This is a genomic window from Mongoliibacter ruber, assembly GCF_003003005.1.
GTDB classification, from domain to species: domain Bacteria; phylum Bacteroidota; class Bacteroidia; order Cytophagales; family Cyclobacteriaceae; genus Mongoliibacter; species Mongoliibacter ruber.
In genome coordinates, this window is record NZ_PVTR01000009.1 from 157,359 (window position 1) to 182,500 (window position 25,142).

The following is a 25,142-nucleotide window of genomic DNA, read 5'->3' on the forward strand; positions in this document are numbered from 1 at the left end:
GGTAATTAGGGAAAAAATTTTATTCTTTGTCCAAAATATCTGCTAAGGTTTTGTTTTCCAGCACATTGAGCATCTCATCCCTGACTTGGATCATGACCTTATTTAGTCCACATTTGACCTCATCTTTGCATTCTACGCAAGGTTCGTAGTAGTTGAGACTGACACAAGGAAGCAAAGCAATAGGGCCATCAAGTAGTCTGATGACTTTGGAAAGGGGGACGTCTTTGGGATCTTTGATCAGGTAATAGCCTCCACCTTTTCCTTTTTTGCTGCCCAGGATACCGGCTTTTTTGAGTTCTAAGAGTATGTTTTCCAAAAACTTATGTGAAATGCCATATTCTTCGGAAATATCCTGAATCAATACAGTCTTCTGATCACGGTGTTTGCCCAAATAAGTCAGGGCATGAAAAGCATACTTGGTTTTTTTGGATAGCATGGTTACAAAAATAGGGGAAAAAAGTAGCCTTGCAAGTAAGCGGCTGAAAGTCGAAAAAGAAGCATTTCGGTATTGCCTAAAGTGTTTTTAATGATACTATAGCATGATATCGGGCTGGCAGATATTCCCTGCCATACATTTTAAAAGACAAAGGGTTTAGTTTTGGATTTTCGATTAAGGCTTCCTGAATATCGAGACTGTGTTTTTCAACTCCAATTGCTGTAGGAAAAACCTTAAACAAGACCAGTTTCTCCTCATTTTCAATCCACCCTAATTCCAATTCTTCACAAAAGGCCATCACCTCCACCAAAGGCAATTCTTGTTTCTTTTCCAGGTCTATCACCAAATAAACCTCGGGGTAAAGTAAAGTTGATAAACTTCCATGATCTTGCTGGGCCGCTGCACGGATAGTAAAAAAGAGGAAGAATACAGTACAGAATAATTTCATGGTTATCCGTTTTTTGACAAGACGGGATTTTGGTTGAATTTGTCTTGCTTAAACTGAGATTTCTCTAATTTTAGAATTTTTTTTGAGCATAAAAAAATCCTTGAATTCATGAAGAACTCAAGGGCTTGTTGCATATAAATGCAAAAAATTAGAATCCTTTTTTTGATTACTTCACAGTCAATCCAATCAATACCAAATTCTCATCATCAAAATACTCCATGTTTTCATCGTAGAATTTATGAATGTTTTGATTTGAATTTAAACCTTCTTCAAATTGAATTTTATACTCATTTAAAAATTGCCTTGAATGCATCGTAAAATAGATTTTACCCTCAGAAAATGTCCAAGGCATGTTTTTAATTACAAAACCATCCAAATCATTGTCAAACTGAGAAAATTGCTTTTCTACACCAAACTCACTGTTTAAAAATATGAAATGGCTTTTTCCGGATTCTTGTCGGAGAAATACTAAATAACCAGAACCTATAGGAAGAAAATTGCTTAGGTCATATACTGCCGAATTTTCAACTGCATAGTCCAATTCACCTTTTATTTCACCAAACTCTTCCCTTATCCTTTTTGGAATATTAAATTCCTTAAAATCAAATCTGTAAAGATTTCTTAGAACACCACTTGACCTATTGAATTCTGCAATTTCGTAGGTGAAAGGCAGCATAAAGTAAATTGAATTTGAACCCTTAGGGTTTATGAATCCATTGATATGAGAAACCATTCTTTTTTGCAGCCATTGATCCATATCAACAAATTCTTCAATTTCCTTGTCCTTGACTTTTAAAATTCTTCCATTATAATCCGGATCATTGTTAAGGTAATAAAGGATGAACTCATCGCACTTAAAGAAATTTCCTCTTAGGAATTCGTTCTTTTGGGTCTCAATTAAATTCCCTTCCAAGCTGAATTTTAGCATTTTTTGGGCAAGACCATCCTTTATCCATAAATTTCCATTGCTCAATTGAAAATCGTCAATACTTCTGTATTCATTTGGACCATCCCCCACATTTTTAATAGTAGATATATTTTCACCCTTTGAGTTAAAAATTAAAATATGATTCTGAACCATGTCCTGCACAAAAATCAAAGAATCTGAAAATCTAATTGAATAGGGGCGAACCAAAGGATTTATTTCATTGGTCTTTAGTATTTTATAATCAATTGACTCAAAGAAATCAGAATATTTTCCTGTTCTACTTTCATTTAAATCCACCTCAATTAACCCGTACTCATTTGATGAATCAGTGGAACACGAATTGAAAATAAAAATTACAAGCAAAGTCAATAAAATGTATGAAATTCTCATATTTATTTTTAATTAATGAAAAAACATCTGACTATCAAAAGCCTGAATTAAAATATTTACCGGTAAAAACTAATTCTTCTATAATTAAAAAAAATGACTTAGTTGTCAAGTTTTAAACTAAAAAACGTTTCATTACAATTGTTAAACCATTGATTTACAGGAAGAAAAATTCTAATTTGAATGGAATTTGTCTTGCGGTAAGCATTTGATTGTTAGCTAAATGAATCAAAAAGGATTGGTATTAAAAATTTGTCTATGAACGTTTAAATATTGATAAAGAAAGGGGTGTTTTTGTATGTTTTGATTTTAACTTGAGTTTAAAGATAAAAAAATCCTCGAAAGTTTTTCTTGAATTGAAACTACAACCAATGCAAAATCTTACTCCACCTGATATAGCTGCCTTTTGGACAGCGACAATCAGCAAGTAGGTATTTGCTTCCTCTTCGCGTGCCTGTTTTCATAGAACCCCATACTGTACCTGAATCGAAATAAAAAGCGGAACCGTCCTGAGTGTCCTTACTATATTCGATAGTCTGGGTAAGCAAGTCCAAAGTAAATACTCCCCTACCTGTTTCAGTGTTTATAAGTTTCATTTCGATGGTTGAATTGGAAGTTACAGGGACTCTTGGCGTGGGATATAGTCCTTGATTTTCATCTGGAGTCAACCAATCAGAACCTTCTGAATTTTTATAGCCTTTTAATCCAACCTGCAGTATATAGTCTATACCCAGAATCTCTTTTAATTTAGCTGTTTCTCCAGGGTTTATTTGATTGGCGATGATTTCATAGTCCCAGTCTTCCAAAAGCCCGAATTTGATATCCTTTCTTTTGGCAAATTGTTTTTCAATAATTTGATAAAGGCGTTGTTCTTCTCTGTAAGATAATTCTGGAATGTTAAAGTCCAGTAAGACCAAATCAGCATTTTGAAGACAAACACTACAATACTGCCTCGGAAAAAACTTGGTGTTTTTGCAGGAAATCAGAAAAGGAATAAAAAGAAGGAAGACATATTTTTTCATCATAAAAGGGCGGAAATTCCACCTGGCTATATATTTCTAATTTGATAAAGTAGGGTTAAATGCTTTCCCAAAAAGGAAAATTTATGCCGAAAATGGAAGGAAAAGGAAGGCAAATGTAAAGGGGATTTTTAAAACATTACGAATATCTCTTTTAAATAAAAAAAATGGCAATGAAGTTATTCAAAGCTTTGGTCAAAGGCAGGATTTTAAATGTTAGTTAGCGGGATGCTTTTAGGTAATAAAAATTCCCTTGAATCTGCCGTGGCTGACTCAAAGGAATATGATTTGACCTTTAGGTTCTAAAACCTATCGGAACCAAAATGCAGAAGATCTTGATCTAATATTGTGTCTGCTTTTAATAATTTGGCAGACAGCTGAAATCACAAAACCCTCGAGGTCTTGAAGACCTCAAGGGTTTAGGGGGATTAAATCAACTCCACACTTCTTTTGACAAATTCCGTCAGGTCTTTGCCTTTCAGCAATCCCTGAGAAAGCAATGCCAAATCAAAAGCTTGTTTGGCCAATTTGGTCTGATCTTCTTCTGATTCAGCTTTCAGGACTTTATCGATCACTGGGTGATTGCCATTGATCGCTACCTTGTAGTTGTCCGGCATGGCACCGTAGAAACTCATGCCTCCACCCATCTGGGCCATGTCCTTCATCCTGCGCATAAATTCATCCATGGTCACTGTCACCGGAAGCTCTTCCGGGCTAAGCCCTTCTACTGCTACTGAATACGTCTGACTGTTGATGGCCTTTTCAAAGATCTCTTTTACTTTAGTAGACTGCTCCTCAGTCAATAGATTTTCATAACTGTCTTCTTTTTGGATCAACTTGTCCACCACATCGGCATCTACCCTTTTAAGCTGTGTTTTCTCTTCTTTTGTTTCCACATGCTGGATAAAATGGCTATCAATTGGAGAATCCATCAACAACACATCGTAGTCCTTTTTATTGGCAGACTGGATAAATGAATCCTGCTTATCCGCATCAGTAGCGTAAAGGTAAATGGTATTGCCTTCCTTGTCTGTCTGTATGGCACTGACCTTCTCCTTGTATTCAGGGAAAGTGAATAGCTCCCCTTTGGTGTTTTTCAACAAAGTGAAGTCTTTGCCTTTTTCGGCAAACTTGTCTTCGCTGATCATACCATACTTGACAAAAAGACCGATGTCATTCCATTTCTCTTCATAGACTTTTCTGTCTTTCTTGAAGAGTTCACCCAATTTATCGGCTACTTTTTTGGTGATGTAATTGTTGATTTTCTTCACATTGCCATCAGCCTGCAAGAAACTTCTGGATACGTTCAGCGGAATATCTGGAGAATCGATCACACCGTGGAGCAACATCAGGAATTCGGGCACAATATCTTTTACCTCATCGGTAATGAATACCTGACGGCTGAAAAGTTTGATCTTGTTTTTCTGGAACTCAAAATCGTTTTTCACCTTCGGGAAATAAAGTACTCCTGTTAGGTTGAAAGGATAATCTACATTCAGGTGAATCCAAAACAATGGATCCTCACTCATTGGATACAGCTCTTTATAGAAAGCGAGGTAGTCTTCATCTTTCAAATCACTTGGAGATTTGGTCCAAATAGGAGCTGTGGTATTGATAAAGTTGTCAACCTCTACAGATTTCCACTTTTTCTCACCTTTGTCATCTACGCCGTCTTCTACACTTTCTGTCTTTGTTCCAAATTTGATTGGAACAGGAAGGAATTTGCAGTATTTGTCAAGAATTCCCTGAAGCTTCCACTTGTCCAAAAATTCCTCAGAATCATCATTGATATGAAGAATGATTTCAGTTCCACGTTCTTTTCTGTCGCCTTCGCTGATTTCAAATTCTGTACTTCCGTCACAGGTCCATCTTGCCGGCTGAGCACCTTCCTGGTAAGAAAGGGTATTGATTTCTACTGTTTTAGCCACCATAAAGGCTGAATAGAAACCTAAACCGAACTTACCGATGATTTCATTCGCATCTTTGGCGTCTTTGAATTTCTCTACAAATTCTGTAGCACCGGAGAAAGCAATCTGATTGATGTATTTTTTGATTTCCTCGGCAGTCATACCCAAACCTCTGTCGGAAATGGTAAGGGTCTTTTTGTCCTTGTCAAAGGCTACCTCGATGGTAGTGTCTCCAAGCTCACCGGTGTACTGACCTAATGTAGCCAGCCTTTTGATTTTTTGTGTGGCATCCACGGCATTGGAAACCAATTCGCGGAGAAAAATCTCATGATCTGAATACAAAAACTTCTTGATGATCGGGAAAATATTCTCGGTATGTATCGAGATGGTACCTTTTTCCTGCATAGCTATATAGAATTTTAATTATTGATAAACATTTTGACAATACAGCCTTATCAATGCCTGTTCCAAAGGGTAAAAAATGTCAATTTGGCAGTTTTTATAATATCTGTCTTACCGAAGAAAGATAGTCTTAACCGCACATACTTTGGAAGCTATTATTTGATCATAACGATACATTATTAAATCCAACAAAAATGGAAAATGAGAGAGTAAAATAAGTCAAACAAACGTGAGAAAAATTGACTGCGAAAAAAGGATAATTGAAATGATATTCCACAATAAAATTGGTCAATTTCTCTTGATTCTGTTCTTCGGCGATAAGCTCGCCTATTTTTTATCATCGTTTTTCAAATTTTAAATTGAATAAAATCATCAGAATCGACCCCAAACCAAAATAGATGTAACAACCATATGAAATTCAATAACATACTTGATTTTCAATACACTAAACTTATCGAAATATTACATTTTGGGCATGTTATAACTACTGATAGCCAATCGATTTTTATTGATTGACCATTCCAAAAAATAGCTGCATCAAAGAAGAATTTTTATTCGAGTGCCAACAAGTTAAAACCTTTGCCGCCCCATTATAAAACGCTAAAAAATGCTTACTGATACCGACAACCTTCAACATGATTTATTCATAATAGCTATAGGGGCCTCAGCTGGAGGCATGGAAGCTATCCACTTGCTATTCGACCACACTCCAGAAGATGGCGTTGCCTATGTGATTATACAGCACCTTTCCCCTGACCATAAGAGCTTTATGGCAGAATTACTTGCCAGCCACAGTAAAATGAAAATTTCAATTGCAGAAAATCAAATGTTGGTCAAACCAAATTGCGTCTACCTAATGCCCAGGGGAAAAAACATGACAATCAAAAACAGAAGATTGTTGCTCACAGACAGCAGGGCACTACAGGCAAATACTGCAATAGATATTTTCTTTGATTCATTGGCAAATGACTTAGGTGAGAAAAGTATAGCCATAATTCTATCCGGCACAGGTACCGATGGGACAAAAGGAATTGCTTCAATCAAAAGCAACAATGGTTATGTAATTGTACAGGATCCTGAAAGTGCGAAATTTAACGGAATGCCTATCAGTGCGATAGAATCAGGAAATGTAGATACTATCCGACCTCCGGAATTGATCCCTGAGGAAATAATTACTTACCTCCGGCAAAAATCTTTGGAAATCAATTTCAACAACCAAATCACAGAAGTTGATGAAGATGAGTTGGTCAACATCCATAACTTGATTCAGGAACATACCCAATTTGATTTTTCCGACTACAAGCGTCCTACCATTATCCGAAAGATAGTAAAAAGGATGAGTAAGAACAACATTACATTGCTTAAAGACTACACGGAATTTCTGAAGGCAAACCCTAGTGAAACAAACAATCTCGCAAATGATTTCCTGATCAGTGTCACCCGCTTTTTCAGAGATAAGGAAGCGTTTGAAGTAATCAAAGACACCGTTTTAAAAGATATCATTGATTCAAAGTTGCAGGTAGATACTTTAAAAATATGGGTGGTAGGATGTGCTACCGGGGAAGAGGCATATTCGATTGCCATCCTGATTTTGGAAGTACTTACCGAACTTAAAAAAAACCTAGAAGTCAAAATTTTCGCAAGTGATATTGACAAATCAGCCATACTACATGCTTCTAAAGGGGTCTATTCCAATAAAATAACAAATGACATTTCACAAGAAAGGCTTGATAACTTTTTTATAAGGCAAGGCAATAAATATAGGGTGCGTGACAACGTTCGCAAAATGATCATTTTTGCACAACACGACATCATCAAACAGCCCCCATACGGAAAAATTGACATGATTAGTTGCAGGAATCTCTTGATCTACCTCAACCCTATTTTGCAACGGAAAATCATGGCTTCTTTACACTTTTGCCTGAATTTAGGCGGCTATTTATTTTTAGGGCCAAGTGAGAGTTTGGGTGAGTTAAAAAAATCTTTTGAGGAAAGAGACAAAAAATGGAAGGTCTACAAGAGTAGCGAAGTAGCCCATAACTTAAGAAACACCACCTATAGCACTCCGGGACTGGGAAAACAAATGGTAAATCCTAAGGGGAATGCTGCCACACAAAAAAGTAAGGCTAATAACAACTTGTCAGAATTCACCAATCAAACGCTTCTGGAAGAATCTGGATATGAGGCTGGAATTTGGGTAGATGCAAATTTTGAGATCATCCAAACTTCAGGGAATTATGAAAAATTCCTGCTTCCAAAAATTTTTAATTTCAATCTCCTTGAAATGTTGCAGGAAGAAGTTGCCATGGCCACCTCCACAACACTAAAAAAAGCAGTGAGTAACAAAAGAAAAGCCACGATCAATGAGGTGAAATTCAAAAAAAATGAAGCAATACATTCTATAAACCTGCTTGTAAGACCCTTTTTATCAGAGGATCATACATCTCAAAATATATTTTTGGTCTTATTTAGCGAGAAAAAGATCAAAAACATAAACTCCAATGATACTGAGATCTTTGAAATTGATGAACATTCCGCACGCTATTTAGAGAATTTGAGGCTTGAATTGGCAGAAACCAAAGACAAACTAAGAGATGCTTTTGAGGCGCTGGAAATCTCCAAAGAAAATATCTCTTCCTACAATGAAGAACTGATTTCAGGTAATGAGGAACTACAAAGTACAAACGAAGAATTGCAATCTGTGAATGAAGAATTGCAGACTGTGAACAACGAGCATCAATTAAAAATCAGGGAACTGGCGGAATTGAATGATGACCTGAACAACTATTTCAAGTCGACAATAAATGCCCAGCTATACGTGGACAGAAACCTAATCCTTAGGAAATACACCCCTTCAGCCATTTTACAAATCAACTTGAAAGAAAGTGATTTGGGGAGACCTATAAGTGATATTTCTACCAACATCAGGTTTTCAACCCTTATGAATGATATAGGCAGTGTGATTTCAAACGCGGAAACCATAAAAAAAGAGGTGCAGACTCAGGATGGGAAATGGTATCAAATGATGTGTGTCCCCTATATCAAACAACGTGGCAATGAAAATGCAGGTGCCATCATTACATTCAATGATATCACGGAATTGAAAAAAGTACAAAACAAACTTTCCAGGATAAATGAGGACCACAATACCTTTATTTACTCTGTGTCCCACGATTTAAAATCTCCTCTCAACAACCTACAATCTTTAATTTCAATATTAAAAAATTCATTACGGAACAGTTCTGAAGAAGAACACGAGATTATGGACATGGCCATACTCTCCACTGCCAATCTTGGGCATATCATCAATGAACTTTCCGATATCGTCAAGATTGAGAGTGAAATTGAAGAAGTGGAAAAAATCAATTTTGAGAATATGTTGAATGAAATCAGGTTCAGTATGAAGGATAAACTTGAAGCATCGGGGACCAAGATCAATCTGGATATCGAAGTACCGGAAATACCCTTCTCGCGAAAAAACATGAGGAGTATCATTTCAAATATTTTGAGCAATGCAGTTAAATATTGCTCTCCTGACCGTGCTCCTCAAATAAAGATCAGTACCGTCTTATCGGACGATTGTATAATCCTTTCGGTTCAGGATAATGGCTTGGGCATTCCTGAAAACAAAAAACAAGAGATCTTTGCCAAATTCAAACGAGCACATGACCATGTAGAAGGTAGCGGAGTTGGCTTGTACCTTGTAAAAAAGATTATAACGCTCGCCGGAGGTAGCATTGAGGTTGAAAGTGAACTCGGAAAAGGTTCAACTTTCAAAGTTTACTTTAACTGTACTGATGGGCTTTAGGTTAGTTGACTTTTAAAAATTGTTGTGTATTTCATCTGTCAGTTCTTAAAATTTTAACCATACTTTTACCTTTAGCCAGTTCATCGACAAGTTTGTCAAGATACCTTACTTGCTTGGTCAATGGATTTTCAAGCTCTTCTATCCTGTATCCGCATATTACCCCTTTTATCAAGGATGCATTAGGGTTTAGGTTAGCTTGCTCAAAAAAAAATTCAAAGGTTGATTTTTCATCAATTAGTTCCCCGATCTTTTTATCATCAAAACCTGTCAACCATTCAATAACCTGATGCAATTCTTCTTTTGTTCTGCCTTTCTTTTCCACTTTGGTCAGGTAATGTGGGTAGACAGAAGCAAAAGTCATTTTAGCCATCCTTTCGTTGTGCTCGGCGCTTGCTTTCATAAAATTTGTCTTTTTTGGTTTGCAAAACTTAAATTTCCTCTTGATAAAATATGGCAGAAATATAGCTACGGTGAGACATGGCTGCACTGAAATACTTCTACCTTATTTCCATCGTGTTTCCACAATATTTCCTCTTTATCCTGAATTACTTCCGCTTAGAAAGCTTCCCTAAAGCTCCAATTTCTATCTTATTTCTACAATATTTCTACCGTATTTCTATCATATTTCCATTTTATTTCTGTTGTATTCCAACCATATTTCTATCATATATCAATTCCTCATAACTTTGAACTTCAATTCAAAAAGATGCTCCAACAAATACAAACCCTAATCCGCAAAGAACTTACCCTTGAATGGAGGCAAAAATACGCCCTCAATGGGATATTGCTCTACGTGGTATCTGCAGTATTTATCACCTATCTTAGTGTGGGAGCCAAGCAGGGAAATATTGCCGTTACTACCTGGAATGCCCTCTATTGGATTATCATCCTTTTTTCGGCAGTCAATGCAGTGGCTAAAAGTTTTGTACAGGAGCATCAGGGAAGACAGCTTTACTATTATATGATCGCTTCCCCTGAAGCCATTATTATATCCAAAATCCTATATAATTCGCTATTGACGCTTGTATTGGCACTCCTAGGATACTTGGTATTCAGCGTCATTTTGGGAAACCCAGTCCAAAATCAGGGAATATTTGTGCTGAACTTGGTTTTGGGTTCCTTAGGCTTCTCAGCCTGTCTGACTATGGTCAGTGGTATTGCTTCCAAGGCAAGCAACAATGCCACATTGATGGCTATTTTGAGTTTTCCTATCATTATCCCCATACTACTGATGGCCATTCGGGTTTCCAAAAATGCCATAGACGGACTTGACTGGTCAGTAAGTGTGGATAAAGTTCTAACGCTTCTTGCGATTAATGTCATCGTAGCTGTGACTGCCTATATATTGTTTCCTTACTTGTGGAGGAGCTGATTGGTAGAAGGGAATGGATGTTAGGATATTGGTGAATATACGATTTACGATTTACGAGGCTATTTTCTGTTTATCACATCAAATCAATCCAAAGAAGCGAGAAACAAGAAAAAAATTAATAACCCTGAAAGGGTTGAACCTTGAATAGCCCCGTGTGAAACGCGGGGTAAAGAAGATTAAATCAGATATGCCAACCCTGAAAGGGTTGAATTTTAGGACATGACAGAAATCTAAGAGTCATCACATTTCATTGACGATGACGTAATGCCATAGAATTCCAGCCCCAGGTCTGTCACGGACGATAAAGGAAGAGTTTAAAACCCCAAAAAATATTAAATTGAAACTCATAAGAAATATTTAAATTCGTCTCAATATTTCTTCAAAATGAAAAATCAATGGATCGTATGTTTAAGCTTATTTTTTCTAATCCATTTCAGCTTGGTTTCCCATCTTATTGCATTTCAAAAAGAACCCTTGTTCGAAGATCAAACTCCATTAGAAATGGAAATTGTCACCAACCTGAAAGCTTTGCGCCAAACAAAGTCGGACACAGTCTTTTTTTCAACTTTTCTGAAATTCTCAATGGAAAATGGCACTATCGATTCCTTACCTGTAGAGCTGAGGGCAAGAGCAAATACTCAACAAATGTGAGAAATATACCCTAGTAAGTAATTAGGGAAAGAAAAACTAACCCTTACCTGACATTTACCAGCCTGTTTTCCAAAGACCCATCACACATCAATAGAATACCATCTTTTGTCAAAATCACCATCTACAAAACTTTAACTTATCTCTATATTCGCCTCAAAAACAAGTAATAGTCAAATTTGCTTATATTTCTCGTATCATAAATACACACCCAAATCTAAGAGTGTTCACATACATTGTACTTAATACTTGGTAGCTCGTACTTTCATCAACATGAAACCAACCATCATCATAGGAGGAGGCATTATTGGCCTTTTTACAGCATATTACTTGTCAGAAAAAGGCGTTGAGGTCATTGTAATAGACAAAAGCGATATGCAGGTGACTACCTCTACGGGAAATGCAGGCATGATTGTTCCCAGTCACATCATTCCTTTGGCAGCTCCAGGCATGATTGCAAAGGGAATTTCCTGGATGTTTTCTTCCAAGAGTCCTTTTTACATTCACCCCAAGCTTGACAGAAAGCTCCTGGAATGGTCTTGGTTATTTTATCGAGCGGCCAATGCAACTCATGTCGAAAAAAGCATCCCATACCTGAAAAACATCAGCCTGCTTAGCAAAGCCCTCTATCAGGAGTTTCATCAAACCCACAGGGATACGGTGGATTTGGAGATGGCCGAAAAAGGCTTGATGATGCTTTATCAGACTTCAGAAGTGGAAAAAGAGGAAGTGGAATTTGCCCACTTGGCCAGAAAACATGGACTTGATGCAGAAATTCTTTCTCCTGCCGATATTGCCAAAGTGGAACCCAATTTACAAGTAAAGGCCCGTGGGGCGGTACTCTTCCCCGGCGATGCACATCTCTCTCCATCCAATCTTTTCAACTTTTTGAAAACATATTTGAAAAATAAGGGAGTACAATTTTTACCAAATCAGGAAGTATTAGGTTTTGAAAAATTAAATGGAAAAGTAAATAATGTCCTGACAAGTGACGGAAGCATCCCCGCTGAAAAAGTCATTCTTTGTGGTGGCGCATGGTCAGCCTCATTGGCAAAACATCTAGACTTCAAGCTCCCCATGATGGGAGGCAAAGGTTACAGTTTTATGCAGGAAAATAACCCAGAAATCAAACAGGCAGCTATCCTGACTGAAATGAAAGTTGCTGTCAGTCCCTTTGGTCAAAAAGTGCGATTTGGGGGCACTATGGAAATCGCAGGAACTGATGAAACAATCAACATCAACCGAGTCAAAGGGATTTTTGAATCCATCAACCGTTTTTATCCTGATTTTGAGTCTCAATTCCCAAAAGAAGATAAAATTTGGAAAGGACTCAGGCCCTGTTCACCGGACGGTCTCCCATACATTGGTGCCGCACCTGGATATGAGAATGTGTGGTTTGGTACCGGTCATGGCATGATGGGTGTCAGTATGGCTCCTGGCACAGGAAAAATCCTCGCAGACCTTCATGAAGGGCATGCAAGTCAGATGGATATCAAGGCATTTGCTGTAGGAAGGTATTGAGTTTCATTTATCTTGAATTTCTTGACAATTTTTTATCGTAATGATCATTACAGTAATGGATATTGCGATATATTTTATCCTGATCAAAAAATCATATAAGATAACCCTACCAAATGAGCCTCTCTAAACTCACCTGAAAAAGGTCTATAAAAAAGAGAGTGGCTGATTTTTAGTCTTGGGATTATTTCAAAATCCACCTTAAACATGACTGGTAATTCGTCAAGAATTCCATTTCTCCCAAAAGTCCTAAAGCCCAATGTGGCAGTCAATTCATTCCCCAATTGGTCTGTTTCATAGCCTAAACCTAAAAAATAATCTTGGGCCACTTCAAATGAGGCTTCTCTTTGTGGCAGGTGGGACAGATAACCGCTAAATGCAAAGAATAAAGTATTACTACGGGTATTGGTTTTTTTGGTCCTCAGTTTAATATTATATCTGGGCTGAAAGAACAAACTTAAACCATTCCCAAAGAGATATCCCGCACCGAGGTCTAGGTTTGTCTTGGGATAGTAAGGATTTTCTCTAGAATAATAAGTGTCAAGGCTAAGCTCTCCTGCTTCATCAATGAGTAACACTTTATTCAGGTTCCTTTTCTTATACTGATCATACCAGTTATTTTCTAAAGCAGCAGTTTTGACCATATCATTGATCCCCGCATTTTTTAACACTTCCAGCTCATCAATTTCTCCCAAAAAGAAGTCTACTTCCATCAGATAAGAATAGTAGGTAAGGGTAATATGATGTCTTAAAGTTGGTAAAAAATCATCTCCAATTTTGGCGAATTTTGCACCCTGATTCGGCAAAATCCTTATTTCATCAGATTCTGGACTGAATATGATATGGTAGTTTTGATTGTCAAAGTCCAAGCCCATAGCCTCAAGCTTCTCTGAAAGAATCTGGATGTCTTTGTCAAAACCAAACCAACCGTTGAACTCCTTTTGCCTGTTGACATCATGCCATCTGTATGACACTTTTTTATGCCCAAGAATAATGATATCCAAGGTATCATGAGCGGTATTCAGTTTGATGTCAGGTTGATCATAAAAATACTCCAATGGTTTTTGGGGATGTTCCCAACTTTTTGGATGAAGTTGTAGCAGGTCATATAATCCTTGTCCATAAACGGTGCTAATCAATGGAAATAGCACCAAAAACATCAATATCGTCGTCCTAGATTTAGTCATCTTTCCTTTTGTTTTTTGTTGGATTTCCTTTCTCTTGCATGTATTGCTTTCGGGCTTGAATCATTTGTTCAAAAGTCAATTTCTCCACAATCATCCTTTCCTCGACCTTTTGTTCAACTTTTGTCTTTTCTAAAGCATTCTGAATCGCTAGAGCAGATGGGCTTAGTTTTTTTTCTTCGGGTTCAGTGATAATGTCTTCAAAAACGATGGTTTTCCGCAAAATTTTTGATGGCTCGTCATTGTATATCGATTCTAAGCTGTCTGGCGAAATTGTCTCTAAAACTTCATTTTCGTCAAAAGGCACAGGTTGATCTGGAATTGAAACAATTGCCTTCTTCGGTTTCTGATCAATAGTTGAAGTCTGGAGCTCCACTATCATTTCAAATGACCCTGAGCTAATAGTGGTAGTCAAGTAGTTGGGTTCAGTCGCCACTGTAGGTTTAAAAAACCAAAAAGAGAGCAAGATTAAAGGAATCAGAGCCGCCGCTGACCAATACCAGAATCGTCTAGAATCCTTTTTAGGTCTTTTTGATACCTTTTCCCAAATCCGTTCCTTTTTAAATTCGAAACCTGTAGGAACCTTGGCTCTTTGGTCTATATTTTCAAATGATTTTCGAAGCATTGTTCCAGCCGTTTGCAGTTACTAATTTCTTGAGGTAATTTCTAGCCTTGCTCAGTTGAGACTTGGATGTCCCTAGGCTAATTCCAAGATTTTTTGAAATCTCAGCATGTGTGTATCCCTCTATTTCATACAGGTTGAATACGGTCCTATACCCTTCCGGTAGCTGAAGAATCAATTCGAATAGCTCATCCGCTGATAATTTATCCAAGATCCCTTCATCAACAATTGATATGTTTTCATCAGGCTCTACCATCATGGGACTTCTTTTTTGTTTGCGAAGACACATCAGACATTCGTTGACCGTGATTTTTCGACTCCATGCTTCCAATGAACCATCACCTTCGTATTCAAACTTGTGCAGTGAACCAAACACCTTGATCAAAGCACTTGAAAGGACATCTTCTGCATCTTCCTGATGTTTCAAATACCGCAAGCACAACATAAACAAGGGTTTACAAAGAGCGTCATAGAGTAGCCTTTCAGCTTTCTGATTGCCATTGACTGCTTTCTCTATGGTTCTTTTTTCTACCAAATCAGATTCCCCTTTTATTTTAAAAATGCAACCTTACTGGAAAGGGTTGCCTGAGCATCTTTATTAATCAAAATTAATGTCTTGAACATCAATTATTCTTCTTATAAATATTATCACCTTATCTACCTCTTCCCAAGAAAATCCCAATCGCAGCTGAGAATGGGCCAGGGCATCTCGCAATCTGCCGATTCCATTCATCATGTTTACCCAGTCATCACGACTGAAGTCCGGTTCAAAATTTCTGAACCTCTGCTTTTTCGAAAAGACAGAACCCAAATCTCCAAACTGTAAGCATTGGACCAAGTCTATCTCCTCCCCTCTTTCCTTTTTCCATTCGTAAAGTTTGGTGGCTTGTTGAAGCCTATTTTCCGACAAACTTTCTTCCCAATCTGGGATAAACCTTCTCATAATTTCCTTGAGGTGAGTTTCTAGAAGACTTATCAAACCAAAAACCCCGATCCTTAAGGGAATTTTATCCAAGTCTGTCCTAGTTACTACATACTGAAGATCCCCCTTTTCATCAGGAATAAAAAACCTACGTTTTTCCAATAACATCCTGAAAGCCATCAATAAGGGCTTACTTTCAGGCATCAACTCATCTTCACTTACAGGACTAGGTTCATCATCTCCTACATCAAATTTCATCCATTCCCCTTCATGAAGGATAACTGCCGTATTAAAATTTTCCGCTTCCATTTCTTCTCTGAAAGAATTCAAATCAAAGACCTTTAGATTTTCTGCAATTGTCATTACGGTGATTTGCTCCTCAAAAAGCAATCTTAGGCGGTCCATAGCGTTTTTGGCAGACTTCATTATTATCAGTTGAGTTTAAAGATATCGTCAAAATTAAAAACCAATATAAGCCATGCAACCGAAACTTATACGATAGCGCACCTAATCTCAGTTTTGAATTTCATGTTGCTGTGGAATGCCTTGAAATGAAATTGACTTATTTGCCCACAAATCATTTTTTGTTTCCTAGAATTCAAAAAACTAAAATACACATCCCAATCGGGTGATGGAAACTAAAAAACCGAGTCATTCTCTTAAATGGGTATAAAAGCACAGTATCACTAATACAAATGTGCTGATTAGGTATATATTTTCTCCCGGAAAATCATGTAAACCAGCATAATTCACCGAAAACAGTAATGGAAATCAGGAGATCAAGAAATAAAATTTGCAACAAGACCTAAATGGAGCGTTCAGACAAAATTTTATTACAGCACCAAGGAGTATTACTACTGATTATCAATTATATTTGTATATCCGCATATTCAATTTTTAAAGAAAATTAATTGGGTTTACCTTTGTAAGGTTAGCAAAAACTCAATTATGGATAAATATTCCTATATCGCCAATGCACATGTAGCCTACATCGATGAGCTATATGCAGATTACAAAAATAATCCTGATTCCATAGATCCAAGCTGGAAAACCTTTTTTGATGGTTTTGAATTTGCCATTACCCAGTACGGAGAAGATGAAAATGGTGGAGCTCTGGTAGCGCCAAAGTCAACTTCCTCATCCGCTCCAAATGGATCCCTTGCCACAAAGGGCACTATCATGGACATGGAGGAATTGCCTAAAGAAATTAAAGTCAGGGCCTTGATCCATGCTTATCGATCTCGGGCACACTTGAGGTCCAAGACCAACCCGGTAAGAGAAAGAAGGGATAGAAAAGCCTTGATTGACTTGGATGATTTTGGTTTGGACCAAAACGACCTCAACACTGAATATCAGGCAGGAAATGAAATTGGTATCGGAAAAGCCAAATTGTCCAAAATCGTAGAATCACTCAAAAAGATCTATGAAGGATCGGTTGGTTTTGAATACCTATATATAAGAGACCCAGAAATACTAGACTGGTTCAAAACCAAAGTAGAAAAAGAAGCTTTGGCATTCAATCCTTCCGTAGAAGAAAAGAAAAGGATACTTTACAAACTCAACCAAGCGGTTGTTTTTGAAAATTTCCTACATACCAAATACCTAGGTCAAAAGAGATTCTCTCTAGAAGGCGGTGAAAGTACTATTCCTTTTTTAGATGCAGTCATCAACACCTCAGCAGACCATGGAGTAGAAGAAGTCATGATAGGTATGGCCCACAGGGGCAGACTGAACGTTTTGGCCAACATCATGGGCAAGACTTATGAGCAGATTTTCTCTGAGTTTGAAGGAACAGCCAAGCCTGACCTTACCATGGGAGACGGTGATGTGAAATACCACATGGGTTACTCTTCTGATATTGTGACTACGGGCAATAAGAAAGTTAATTTAAAACTTGCTCCAAACCCATCGCATCTGGAAGCAGTCAACCCGGTAGTGGAAGGATTTATCCGCGCAAAAATAGATTCTCAGCACAAAGGAGACAGCAAAAAAGCACTCCCTATTCTGATTCATGGTGATGCTGCCATTGCCGGTCAAGGCATTGTGTATGAAGTTACGCAGATGGCAGGACTGAAAGGATACAATTCTGGAGGTACTGTTCACTTTGTGATCAACAATCAGGTAGGATTTACCACTGATTTTGATGATGCAAGAACTTCAATCTATTGTACGGATGTAGCTAAAATTATTGACGCCCCTGTCATCCACGTCAATGGAGACAATGCAGAGTCAGTTGTCTTTGCCGCCAAACTTGCTGCAGAGTTCCGTCAAAAATTTGACAAAGATATTTTTGTGGATATGGTCTGCTACAGAAGACATGGTCACAATGAATCTGATGAACCAAAATTCACGCAACCAGAACTATATAACATCATCTCCAAACATCCAAACCCAAGGGAGATCTACATCAAGAGATTGACTGAAAGAGATGAAATGGAGGCTAAAATTGCCAAGCAGATGGATAAAGAATTCCGTCAGCTTTTGCAAGACAGGTTGAACATGGTAAAGGAAAAACCACTTCCGTACCAGCAGACCAAGTTTGAACAAGAATGGGGCAGCCTAAGAAGGTCTACTCCTGAAGATTTTGACAAATCTCCAGATACGGGCATTTCCCAAGAAACAGTTGAAGCTGTTGCCAATGCCCTCACTTCTGTACCTAAAGGTTTTAAGCCTATCAAGCAGATTGAGGTTCAACTCAAGCAGCGAAAAGACATGTACTTCAATTCCAAGTCTCTTAACTGGGCAGCTGCAGAACTTTTGGCATATGGCTCATTATTGATTGATGGCAAGACCGTCAGGATCACAGGTCAAGATTGCCAGAGAGGTACGTTTTCACACAGACATGCTGTGGTACATGATGCCACGACCAACAAGCCTTATAATTTCTTGAAGGAATTAAAAGAAAGTAAAGGCCTGTTTAGTATTTATAACTCTTTGCTTTCTGAATATGCCGTGCTAGGATTCGAATATGGCTATGGAATGGCAAATCCAAATGCATTGACAGTATGGGAAGCACAGTTTGGAGATTTTGCAAACGGTGCCCAAACCATGATTGATCAATTTATATCATCTGGTGAGTCCAAATGGCAAAAAATGAATGGATTGGTCATGTTACTTCCTCATGGATATGAGGGGCAAGGTCCAGAACACTCGAATGCAAGGCCTGAAAGGTTCTTACAGCTTTCCGCAGAATACAATATGGTCGTAGCCAACATTACAGAACCTTCAAATTTCTTCCACTTGTTGAGAAGACAATTGACTTGGGAATTTAGAAAACCATGTGTGGTGATGTCACCAAAATCCCTATTAAGACATCCAAAGGTGGTTTCTCCTTTAGAAGAATTTACCCAAGGAAGGTTTAGGGAAATCATACTTGACAATACCGTAAAGGCCAAAGATGTCAAGAGAGTTCTCCTTTGCTCTGGCAAGATCTTTTACGATCTTGACGAAGCTCGAGAAAAAGAAAAAGTCAAAGATGTAGCCATTATCAGAGTAGAACAAATACATCCTTTGCCGATCAAGCAGATCATGGAAGCTTTGAAGCAATACAAAGATGCAGAAGTAGTATGGGTACAGGAAGAACCTGAAAACATGGGTTACTGGAATTTCATTTTAAGGATGATGTACAGAGAACTCCCAATGGAGGTCATCGCAAGAAAAATGTCTGCTTCTCCAGCTACAGGTTACAACAAAGTTCACGTAGAGGAACAGTCTACTATTGTTAAAAAAGCCTTAAAACTTATATTATAACCCCTAATCCCGGAATATCCGGGGCTTAGGTTTAATTTAATAAACTAAATTTAAATTAACCTTAAATTCGCTTTAGTGGATTTGGGGGTAAACTAAAAAACAATGAGCCTAGAAATGAAAGTCCCTGCAGTAGGGGAATCTATCTCAGAAGTCACCATTGGTCAATGGTTCAAGAAAGACGGCGACCAAGTAGAAATGGATGAAGTAATCTGTGAGTTAGAATCGGATAAAGCAACTTTTGAACTCACAGCCGAAGCTGCCGGAGTGCTCAAAATCCAAGCGCAAGAGGGTGACACATTAGAAATCGGAGATACTATCTGTAGCATAGATACAGATGCCGCAGCTGGAGACAGCAAGCCCAAAGAGGATGCCGGTGCTGACAAAAAAGCTGAATCTTCTGCCTCAGGAAAAACTGGTGAAATCAAAGAAATGATTGTGCCTACAGTAGGTGAATCCATTACTGAAGTAACTTTGGCCAATTGGCTAAAAGCTGACGGTGACTATGTGGAATTGGATGAAATCATCGCTGAGGTGGATTCTGATAAAGCTACTTTCGAACTGCCTGCAGAAGCAAATGGAATTCTAAGACATGTAGCACAAGAAGGAGACACACTTGAAATAGGTGGCTTGATATGTAAAATCGAAGTGACCGAAGGTGGAGCACCATCTTCTGAAGACAGTTCTTCCACATCAGAGTCATCATCTGCAAGTGCAGCTTCTACATCAAGTAAAGACACTTACGCCACCGGACACGCATCACCCGCCGCCGCCAAAATATTGGCAGAGAAAGGCATCAATGCAAATGACATCAAAGGAACTGGCAAAGACGGGAGAATTACCAAGGAAGATGCCGAAAAAGCTGAGAGAAAAGCACCTGAAGCTCCAAAATCAGAGTCCAAACCTGCTGCAGCAAAAGCAAGTGAAAAAGTAGCTGATGCGCCTAAAGTTGCCGGCTCTAGAGATAGCAGAAGAGAAAAAATGACTTCTCTCAGAAAAACTGTTTCAAGAAGATTGGTTTCTGTGAAAAACGAAACAGCCATGTTGACCACCTTCAATGAAGTGAATATGGGTCCAATCATGGAAATGAGAAAGAAATTCAAAGATCAATTCAAGGAAAAACACGGTGTAAACCTAGGCTTCATGTCTTTCTTTACCAAAGCAGTCTGTGTAGCCCTTCAGGAATGGCCTGCCGTAAATGCTCAGATTGATGGCAATGAAATTGTGTACAATGATTTCTGTGATATTTCGATTGCAGTATCAGCACCAAAAGGCTTGGTGGTACCAGTGATCAGAAATGCAGAGGCAATGAGCTTCGAAGAAATTGAAAAAGAGGTTGTAAGATTGGCCACAAAAGCTAGAGACAATAAATTATCGATTGAAGAGATGACTGGCGGAACATTTACATTGACCAACGGAGGTATCTTCGGTTCAATGATGTCTACTCCAATCATCAATGCGCCACAGTCAGCAATCCTTGGTATGCACAACATAGTAGAGAGACCAATGGCAGTAAATGGTGAGGTAAAAATCCTTCCAATGATGTATTTGGCCCTTTCCTATGACCACAGAATCATCGATGGAAGAGAATCTGTAAGCTTCTTGGTAAGGGTAAAACAGCTTCTTGAAGATCCAACGAGGTTATTGTTTGGAGTCTAAAAAGAGAAGCAAGAGACGAGAATCCAGAAACAAGAAAGGTCCTTCGTGAATATCACGGTATATCCAAAGGTTTCATAAAATCGAGTCCCCTATATAAGATTCAACAGAATCAATTAATACAGTCCTTCTTTTAAAAAGAGGGATATGTTTAAATAAATCATTTGCAAGTCTAATTTCTTGCATCTAAAATCTAATGTCTATAACATGTACGACTTAATCGTAATCGGCTCCGGTCCAGGAGGATATGTAGCGGCAATCAGAGCTGCACAATTGGGAATGAAAACGGCTATCGTAGAAAAATATTCTACACTAGGAGGCACCTGTCTCAATGTAGGCTGTATTCCTTCCAAAGCATTATTGGACTCATCAGAACATTATCACAATGCAGCCCATACTTTTAAAACTCATGGAATTAACCTCAGTAGTCTTAAAGTTGACCTGAAGCAGATGATTTCCAGAAAAGATGATGTGGTGAAGCAAAACGTGGATGGCATCCAATACCTGATGAAAAAAAATAAAATCGAAGTGCATCATGGTTTAGGTTCTTTTGTAGACAAAAACACCGTGAAAGTCACCAAAGAGGACGGTTCATCAGAAAATATCGAAGGTAAAAACATCATCATTGCGACAGGTTCTAAGCCATCTTCTCTTCCTTTTATAAAACTGGATAAGAAAAGGGTCATCACTTCTACAGAAGCTTTGAACTTAAAAGAAATCCCAAAACATATGATTGTCATTGGCGGTGGTGTGATAGGGATGGAATTGGGTTCTGTATACGGCAGAATGGGTGCAAAAGTATCTGTGGTCGAATACATGGATTCTTTGATCCCATCCATGGACAAAACAATGGGCAAGGAACTTCAGAAGTCATTGAAAAAACTTGGATTTGAATTCTTCTTGAAGCACAAAGTAGTAGCGGTAGAAAATAAAGGAAAAGAAGTAGTCGTGAAGGCAGAAAATTCCAAAGGTGAAACTGTAGAGCTAAAAGGAGATTACGTCTTGGTTTCTATCGGAAGAAGGCCTTACACTGATGGCTTGAATGCAGAAGCCGCAGGTGTGAAAATCACCGAAAGAGGTCAGGTGGAAGTGGACGAACATCTAAGAACCAATGTACCAAATATCTATGCCATTGGCGATGTAGTCAAAGGTGCAATGTTGGCACACAAAGCAGAAGAAGAAGGTGCTTTCGTAGCTGAAGTCATCGCTGGTCAAAAACCACACATCAACTATCTTTTGATACCTGGCGTGGTCTACACGTGGCCGGAAGTGGCATCTGTGGGATACACCGAAGAGCAATTAAAAGAAAAAGGTGTGAAATATAAAACCGGGAAATTTCCATTTATGGCATCGGGAAGAGCTAGAGCTTCCATGGATACTGATGGCTTGGTGAAGGTAATGGCAGATGCAGAAACAGACGAAATCCTAGGTGTACACATGATTGGCCCGAGAACGGCGGATATGATTGCTGAAGCTGTAGTAGCGATGGAATTCCGAGCTTCCGCAGAAGATATTTCCAGAATGTCACATGCACATCCCACCTATACAGAGGCGTTTAAAGAAGCATGTTTGGCCGCTACCGACAATAGGGCATTGCATATTTAATCCTTATAAATTCAAACTTTTAATCAAAACCTGCCTTTCAACGAGGCAGGTTTTTTTATTTTCTGTATAGATCATATCCGATAAGGTACTGAAATTCTGAAATTTAAAAACTATAAGGTACTCATAATAAACTATTATTTATTTTTACGGGATATTTTATCATTTCGTAATAATTTTTATCCTAATATTGCTAAAAAAAAGTGCCGAAGACTTAAAAAGCTTTGAGGTTCAATTCAACCGGGATGATGTACTACTTTCAATTCTTTAATGTATGAGAATCACTTTTTCTACAGTAATTCTATTTTTATTTTTCTTTAGCCCACAATTCACCTTTGCCCAGGAAGAAAGTGTGGGTAACATATACAATTTTTATCAAAAGTACATCAGTGACATAAGACCTACCAAATGCCCTATGTACCCAAGTTGCTCCAACTATGCAATGTCTGCCTTTAAGAATTACAACGTCTTCAAAGCCGCTGTTTTGACCACCGACAGATTGATGAGATGTGGACATGAACATGATTCTTACGATGCTTTGATGATGGCAGGTGAATACAAATTACTGGATCCAGCTATTCATTCGGAAGAAACCAAGAGTTTAATGCTGAAACCAGAAAGACTGTTTTCAATGAGTGACACTATCCCGTCACCTGATTTACAGGTATTCAAGACTTTGATTGATGAAGGACATTTTCAGGAAGCATTGTATGAGTACCATAGGTTGAAAGCCGCTGGTGAGGTATCGAGCAAAAAAGATTTAGAGCACAATTATTACAGAGCACTTTTTGGACTGGGAGAATATGAAAAAATCATATTTCATCAAAAGTATGGATTGGATCAAAGTTTGAAAAATGACGAAGATATAAACCTAAAAGTATCTGAGGCATGGTTCAAACTTCAGGAATACACCGAATCTATAAGCTTTATTGAAGGGGCATTTGAAAGAAAAACTGACAAAATTTTTGAATTGGAGGGATTGGTATATGCCTTTTCAGATGAATATGTCCAAGCTATGAACTCTTACAATAAGGTAGGCGCTTCTCACCCATATCACGATTACGTGCAGGGGAATATTCAGACTGTCAAAAAGCTATCTGAAATCAAAACCTTAAACCCTACCATTGCTGGATTAATGGGCATTTTTCCGGGAGGAGGATATTTATATTCAGGCCATACCACTACAGGCATTTCTGCTTTTGTCCTGACAGGACTTTTGGGTTATGCCACATACACAAGCTTTCAAAGTGACAACACAGGAGTGGGAATACTTTCAGGAATTTTCACTGCGGCATTTTATACTGGATCTATCAGTGGAGGAGTCAAAGCTTCAAAAAGAAGAAACACAAGTCGAAAAAACGCTTTAAAAAACAAACTTAAATACTCTTTCAATTAACAATTCAAATTTTAAACACATGCTACAACTAATTCAAAAATCAAGATTCTCAAAATTTACATGTCTCTTCCTAGCTATTGCTTTTTTGAACATGTCATTTGTAAGTAAAAATTATGAAGGCGTTAAAATCCCATCAGGAACCATTGTATCTGTAGAGAATTCATCACCAATCAGTTCTCAAAACTTAATCGTTGGTCAAAATATAGACTTCTTTGTCGTCGACGATGTCAAAATCGATGGAAAGACTGTAATCCGAAGAGGTGCTCCAGCAAGAGCTCAAGTAATAAGGGTACAAAAAGCCAAAGGATTAGGAAAAGAAGGTTCTGTAGAAGTTGAGGTACGTTCTGTACAAGCCGTAGATGGTTCTGAAGTAAGGTTGACGAGTGCCCGAATTTTTGAAGAAGGAGAGGACAGACAAACTGCTGCCATACTTCTAGGTGTGTTGGTTTGCCTATTATTTCTAACCAAAAAGGGGAAAGATGCGGTGATAGCACCAGGTTCAATCATTGATGGAAGGGTTGCTCAAGAGGTCACTGTAGAAGTGTAACTGTTTAAAACCTTTTCGTATTATAAAAGTTGGCGGGGAAACCTGACCAACTTTTTTTATTTTTAGGCCATTCATCAGTAAAAGCCATCACCAATTCCAAATATGAAAACCGTAGAAGACATACTCAAACTTGGCGATCCTAGACTATATCAAGTCTGCGAACCTGTCCAGAAAGAAGAATTAGGCCTTGTCCAAGATTGGGTTAAAGACATGCATGAAGCCATGGAGGATATCCGTAACCGATACGGTTTTGGCAGAGGAATAGCTGCACCTCAATTGGGAATCATGAAGAGGATGTTTTATCTTAACCTTGACCGACCATATATCATCATCAACCCTGAAATCAAAGGTCCAAGTGATCAAATGTTCGAACTGTGGGATGATTGTATGAGCTTTCCAAATTTGTTGGTAAAAGTCAAGAGACATCAATCCTTGACTTTGGAGTATTTGGATGAAAATTGGGAAAAGCAAACTTGGACGGTGGAAGGTGCCATTTCCGAGTTGGTCCAACATGAGAACGATCATTTGGATGGTGTCCTATGTACGATGCGGGCAATTGATGATAAAAGTTTCAAATGGAAAGGTTAATCGGA

Annotated in this window: 20 protein-coding genes; 10 read left to right on the plus strand and 10 right to left on the minus strand. The window is 38.2% G+C overall.

Annotated elements, in window-relative coordinates; translation table 11 throughout:
• Positions 1-19: 19 nt before the first annotated feature.
• From CLW00_RS15605 to htpG, 5 genes are all read right to left on the minus strand, one after another.
• Positions 20-436, minus strand: coding sequence for an RrF2 family transcriptional regulator (locus tag CLW00_RS15605; protein WP_106134627.1), 417 nt, complete (start codon positions 434-436; stop codon positions 20-22).
• 76 nt (positions 437-512) lie between these two features.
• Positions 513-884, minus strand: a complete 372-nt coding sequence (locus tag CLW00_RS15610) for a hypothetical protein (protein WP_106134628.1) — start codon at positions 882-884, stop codon at positions 513-515.
• A 166-nt stretch (positions 885-1,050) separates the two neighbouring features.
• On the minus strand, positions 1,051-2,202 hold the full coding sequence (locus CLW00_RS15615; protein WP_106134629.1) for a 6-bladed beta-propeller: 1,152 nt from the start codon (positions 2,200-2,202) through the stop codon (positions 1,051-1,053).
• A 359-nt stretch (positions 2,203-2,561) separates the two neighbouring features.
• Positions 2,562-3,224: a hypothetical protein gene (locus CLW00_RS15620; protein WP_146131436.1), complete on the minus strand. Its 663-nt coding sequence runs from the start codon at positions 3,222-3,224 to the stop codon at positions 2,562-2,564.
• A gap of 422 nt (positions 3,225-3,646) precedes the next feature.
• Positions 3,647-5,530, minus strand: a complete 1,884-nt coding sequence (htpG, locus tag CLW00_RS15625; RefSeq protein ID WP_106134631.1) for a molecular chaperone HtpG — start codon at positions 5,528-5,530, stop codon at positions 3,647-3,649.
• Positions 5,531-6,134: 604 nt separating this feature from the next.
• Here htpG and CLW00_RS15630 point away from each other — a divergent pair.
• Positions 6,135-9,335 carry a chemotaxis protein CheB gene (locus tag CLW00_RS15630; protein ID WP_106134632.1) on the plus strand — a complete coding sequence of 1,067 codons (3,201 nt, stop codon included), beginning with the start codon at positions 6,135-6,137 and terminating at the stop codon, positions 9,333-9,335.
• A 31-nt stretch (positions 9,336-9,366) separates the two neighbouring features.
• Here CLW00_RS15630 and CLW00_RS15635 read toward each other — a convergent pair whose 3' ends face one another.
• The gene (locus tag CLW00_RS15635; protein ID WP_106134633.1) at positions 9,367-9,735 is read right to left on the minus strand and encodes a DUF2200 domain-containing protein; all 369 of its coding nucleotides are present in this window, start codon (positions 9,733-9,735) and stop codon (positions 9,367-9,369) included.
• A 306-nt stretch (positions 9,736-10,041) separates the two neighbouring features.
• Between CLW00_RS15635 and CLW00_RS15640 the strand changes: the two genes are divergently transcribed.
• The 3 genes from CLW00_RS15640 (at position 10,042) to CLW00_RS15650 (ending at position 12,876) form a co-directional block, all read left to right on the plus strand.
• Positions 10,042-10,707, plus strand: a complete 666-nt coding sequence (locus CLW00_RS15640; RefSeq protein WP_106134634.1) for a heme exporter protein CcmB — start codon at positions 10,042-10,044, stop codon at positions 10,705-10,707.
• 384 nt (positions 10,708-11,091) lie between these two features.
• Positions 11,092-11,358, plus strand: a complete 267-nt coding sequence (locus CLW00_RS15645) for a hypothetical protein (protein WP_106134635.1) — start codon at positions 11,092-11,094, stop codon at positions 11,356-11,358.
• A 270-nt stretch (positions 11,359-11,628) separates the two neighbouring features.
• On the plus strand, positions 11,629-12,876 hold the full coding sequence (locus tag CLW00_RS15650) for an NAD(P)/FAD-dependent oxidoreductase (RefSeq protein WP_106134636.1): 1,248 nt from the start codon (positions 11,629-11,631) through the stop codon (positions 12,874-12,876).
• Between the two features lie 83 nt (positions 12,877-12,959).
• Here the strand turns inward: CLW00_RS15650 and CLW00_RS15655 are convergent, their stop codons facing one another.
• The 4 genes from CLW00_RS15655 to CLW00_RS15670 form a co-directional block, all read right to left on the minus strand.
• On the minus strand, positions 12,960-14,060 hold the full coding sequence (locus CLW00_RS15655; RefSeq protein WP_146131437.1) for a hypothetical protein: 1,101 nt from the start codon (positions 14,058-14,060) through the stop codon (positions 12,960-12,962).
• Positions 14,053-14,682, minus strand: a complete 630-nt coding sequence (locus CLW00_RS15660; protein ID WP_106134638.1) for a hypothetical protein — start codon at positions 14,680-14,682, stop codon at positions 14,053-14,055. The genes CLW00_RS15655 and CLW00_RS15660 overlap by 8 nt, the downstream gene beginning before the upstream one ends.
• A complete protein-coding gene (locus CLW00_RS15665; RefSeq protein WP_106134639.1) occupies positions 14,663-15,214 on the minus strand; it encodes an RNA polymerase sigma factor in 552 nt (183 codons plus the stop codon). The genes CLW00_RS15660 and CLW00_RS15665 overlap by 20 nt, the downstream gene beginning before the upstream one ends.
• Positions 15,215-15,277: 63 nt before the next feature.
• Positions 15,278-16,027, minus strand: a complete 750-nt coding sequence (locus tag CLW00_RS15670) for a hypothetical protein (RefSeq protein ID WP_106134640.1) — start codon at positions 16,025-16,027, stop codon at positions 15,278-15,280.
• A 522-nt stretch (positions 16,028-16,549) separates the two neighbouring features.
• Between CLW00_RS15670 and CLW00_RS15675 the strand changes: the two genes are divergently transcribed.
• From CLW00_RS15675 to CLW00_RS15700, 6 genes are all read left to right on the plus strand, one after another.
• Complete coding sequence (locus tag CLW00_RS15675) at positions 16,550-19,351, plus strand: 2-oxoglutarate dehydrogenase E1 component (RefSeq protein ID WP_106134641.1); 2,802 nt, start codon at positions 16,550-16,552, stop codon at positions 19,349-19,351.
• A gap of 102 nt (positions 19,352-19,453) precedes the next feature.
• Positions 19,454-21,007, plus strand: a complete 1,554-nt coding sequence (gene odhB, locus CLW00_RS15680) for a 2-oxoglutarate dehydrogenase complex dihydrolipoyllysine-residue succinyltransferase (RefSeq protein WP_106134642.1) — start codon at positions 19,454-19,456, stop codon at positions 21,005-21,007.
• 204 nt (positions 21,008-21,211) lie between these two features.
• Positions 21,212-22,609 carry a dihydrolipoyl dehydrogenase gene (lpdA, locus tag CLW00_RS15685; RefSeq protein ID WP_106134643.1) on the plus strand — a complete coding sequence of 466 codons (1,398 nt, stop codon included), beginning with the start codon at positions 21,212-21,214 and terminating at the stop codon, positions 22,607-22,609.
• Between the two features lie 271 nt (positions 22,610-22,880).
• Positions 22,881-24,002 carry a membrane protein insertion efficiency factor YidD gene (yidD, locus tag CLW00_RS15690; protein ID WP_106134644.1) on the plus strand — a complete coding sequence of 374 codons (1,122 nt, stop codon included), beginning with the start codon at positions 22,881-22,883 and terminating at the stop codon, positions 24,000-24,002.
• Positions 24,003-24,021: 19 nt separating this feature from the next.
• Positions 24,022-24,549 carry a hypothetical protein gene (locus tag CLW00_RS15695; protein WP_146131438.1) on the plus strand — a complete coding sequence of 176 codons (528 nt, stop codon included), beginning with the start codon at positions 24,022-24,024 and terminating at the stop codon, positions 24,547-24,549.
• A 102-nt stretch (positions 24,550-24,651) separates the two neighbouring features.
• Positions 24,652-25,137: a peptide deformylase gene (locus CLW00_RS15700; RefSeq protein WP_106134646.1), complete on the plus strand. Its 486-nt coding sequence runs from the start codon at positions 24,652-24,654 to the stop codon at positions 25,135-25,137.
• The last annotated feature ends 5 nt before the right edge of the window (positions 25,138-25,142 follow it).

Bases quoted from the DNA above. Each gene is read 5' to 3' on its own strand.
- CLW00_RS15605 (WP_106134627.1), bottom strand. From the start codon at position 436: ATGCTATCCAAAAAAACCAAGTATGCTTTTCATGCCCTGACTTATTTG.
- CLW00_RS15610 (WP_106134628.1), bottom strand. From the start codon at position 884: ATGAAATTATTCTGTACTGTATTCTTCCTCTTTTTTACTATCCGTGCA.
- CLW00_RS15615 (WP_106134629.1), bottom strand. From the start codon at position 2,202: ATGAGAATTTCATACATTTTATTGACTTTGCTTGTAATTTTTATTTTC.
- CLW00_RS15620 (WP_146131436.1), bottom strand. From the start codon at position 3,224: ATGATGAAAAAATATGTCTTCCTTCTTTTTATTCCTTTTCTGATTTCC.
- htpG (WP_106134631.1), bottom strand. From the start codon at position 5,530: ATGCAGGAAAAAGGTACCATCTCGATACATACCGAGAATATTTTCCCG.
- CLW00_RS15630 (WP_106134632.1), top strand. From the start codon at position 6,135: ATGCTTACTGATACCGACAACCTTCAACATGATTTATTCATAATAGCT.
- CLW00_RS15635 (WP_106134633.1), bottom strand. From the start codon at position 9,735: ATGAAAGCAAGCGCCGAGCACAACGAAAGGATGGCTAAAATGACTTTT.
- CLW00_RS15640 (WP_106134634.1), top strand. From the start codon at position 10,042: ATGCTCCAACAAATACAAACCCTAATCCGCAAAGAACTTACCCTTGAA.
- CLW00_RS15645 (WP_106134635.1), top strand. From the start codon at position 11,092: ATGAAAAATCAATGGATCGTATGTTTAAGCTTATTTTTTCTAATCCAT.
- CLW00_RS15650 (WP_106134636.1), top strand. From the start codon at position 11,629: ATGAAACCAACCATCATCATAGGAGGAGGCATTATTGGCCTTTTTACA.
- CLW00_RS15655 (WP_146131437.1), bottom strand. From the start codon at position 14,060: ATGACTAAATCTAGGACGACGATATTGATGTTTTTGGTGCTATTTCCA.
- CLW00_RS15660 (WP_106134638.1), bottom strand. From the start codon at position 14,682: ATGCTTCGAAAATCATTTGAAAATATAGACCAAAGAGCCAAGGTTCCT.
- CLW00_RS15670 (WP_106134640.1), bottom strand. From the start codon at position 16,027: ATGAAGTCTGCCAAAAACGCTATGGACCGCCTAAGATTGCTTTTTGAG.
- CLW00_RS15675 (WP_106134641.1), top strand. From the start codon at position 16,550: ATGGATAAATATTCCTATATCGCCAATGCACATGTAGCCTACATCGAT.
- odhB (WP_106134642.1), top strand. From the start codon at position 19,454: ATGAGCCTAGAAATGAAAGTCCCTGCAGTAGGGGAATCTATCTCAGAA.
- lpdA (WP_106134643.1), top strand. From the start codon at position 21,212: ATGTACGACTTAATCGTAATCGGCTCCGGTCCAGGAGGATATGTAGCG.
- yidD (WP_106134644.1), top strand. From the start codon at position 22,881: ATGAGAATCACTTTTTCTACAGTAATTCTATTTTTATTTTTCTTTAGC.
- CLW00_RS15695 (WP_146131438.1), top strand. From the start codon at position 24,022: ATGCTACAACTAATTCAAAAATCAAGATTCTCAAAATTTACATGTCTC.
- CLW00_RS15700 (WP_106134646.1), top strand. From the start codon at position 24,652: ATGAAAACCGTAGAAGACATACTCAAACTTGGCGATCCTAGACTATAT.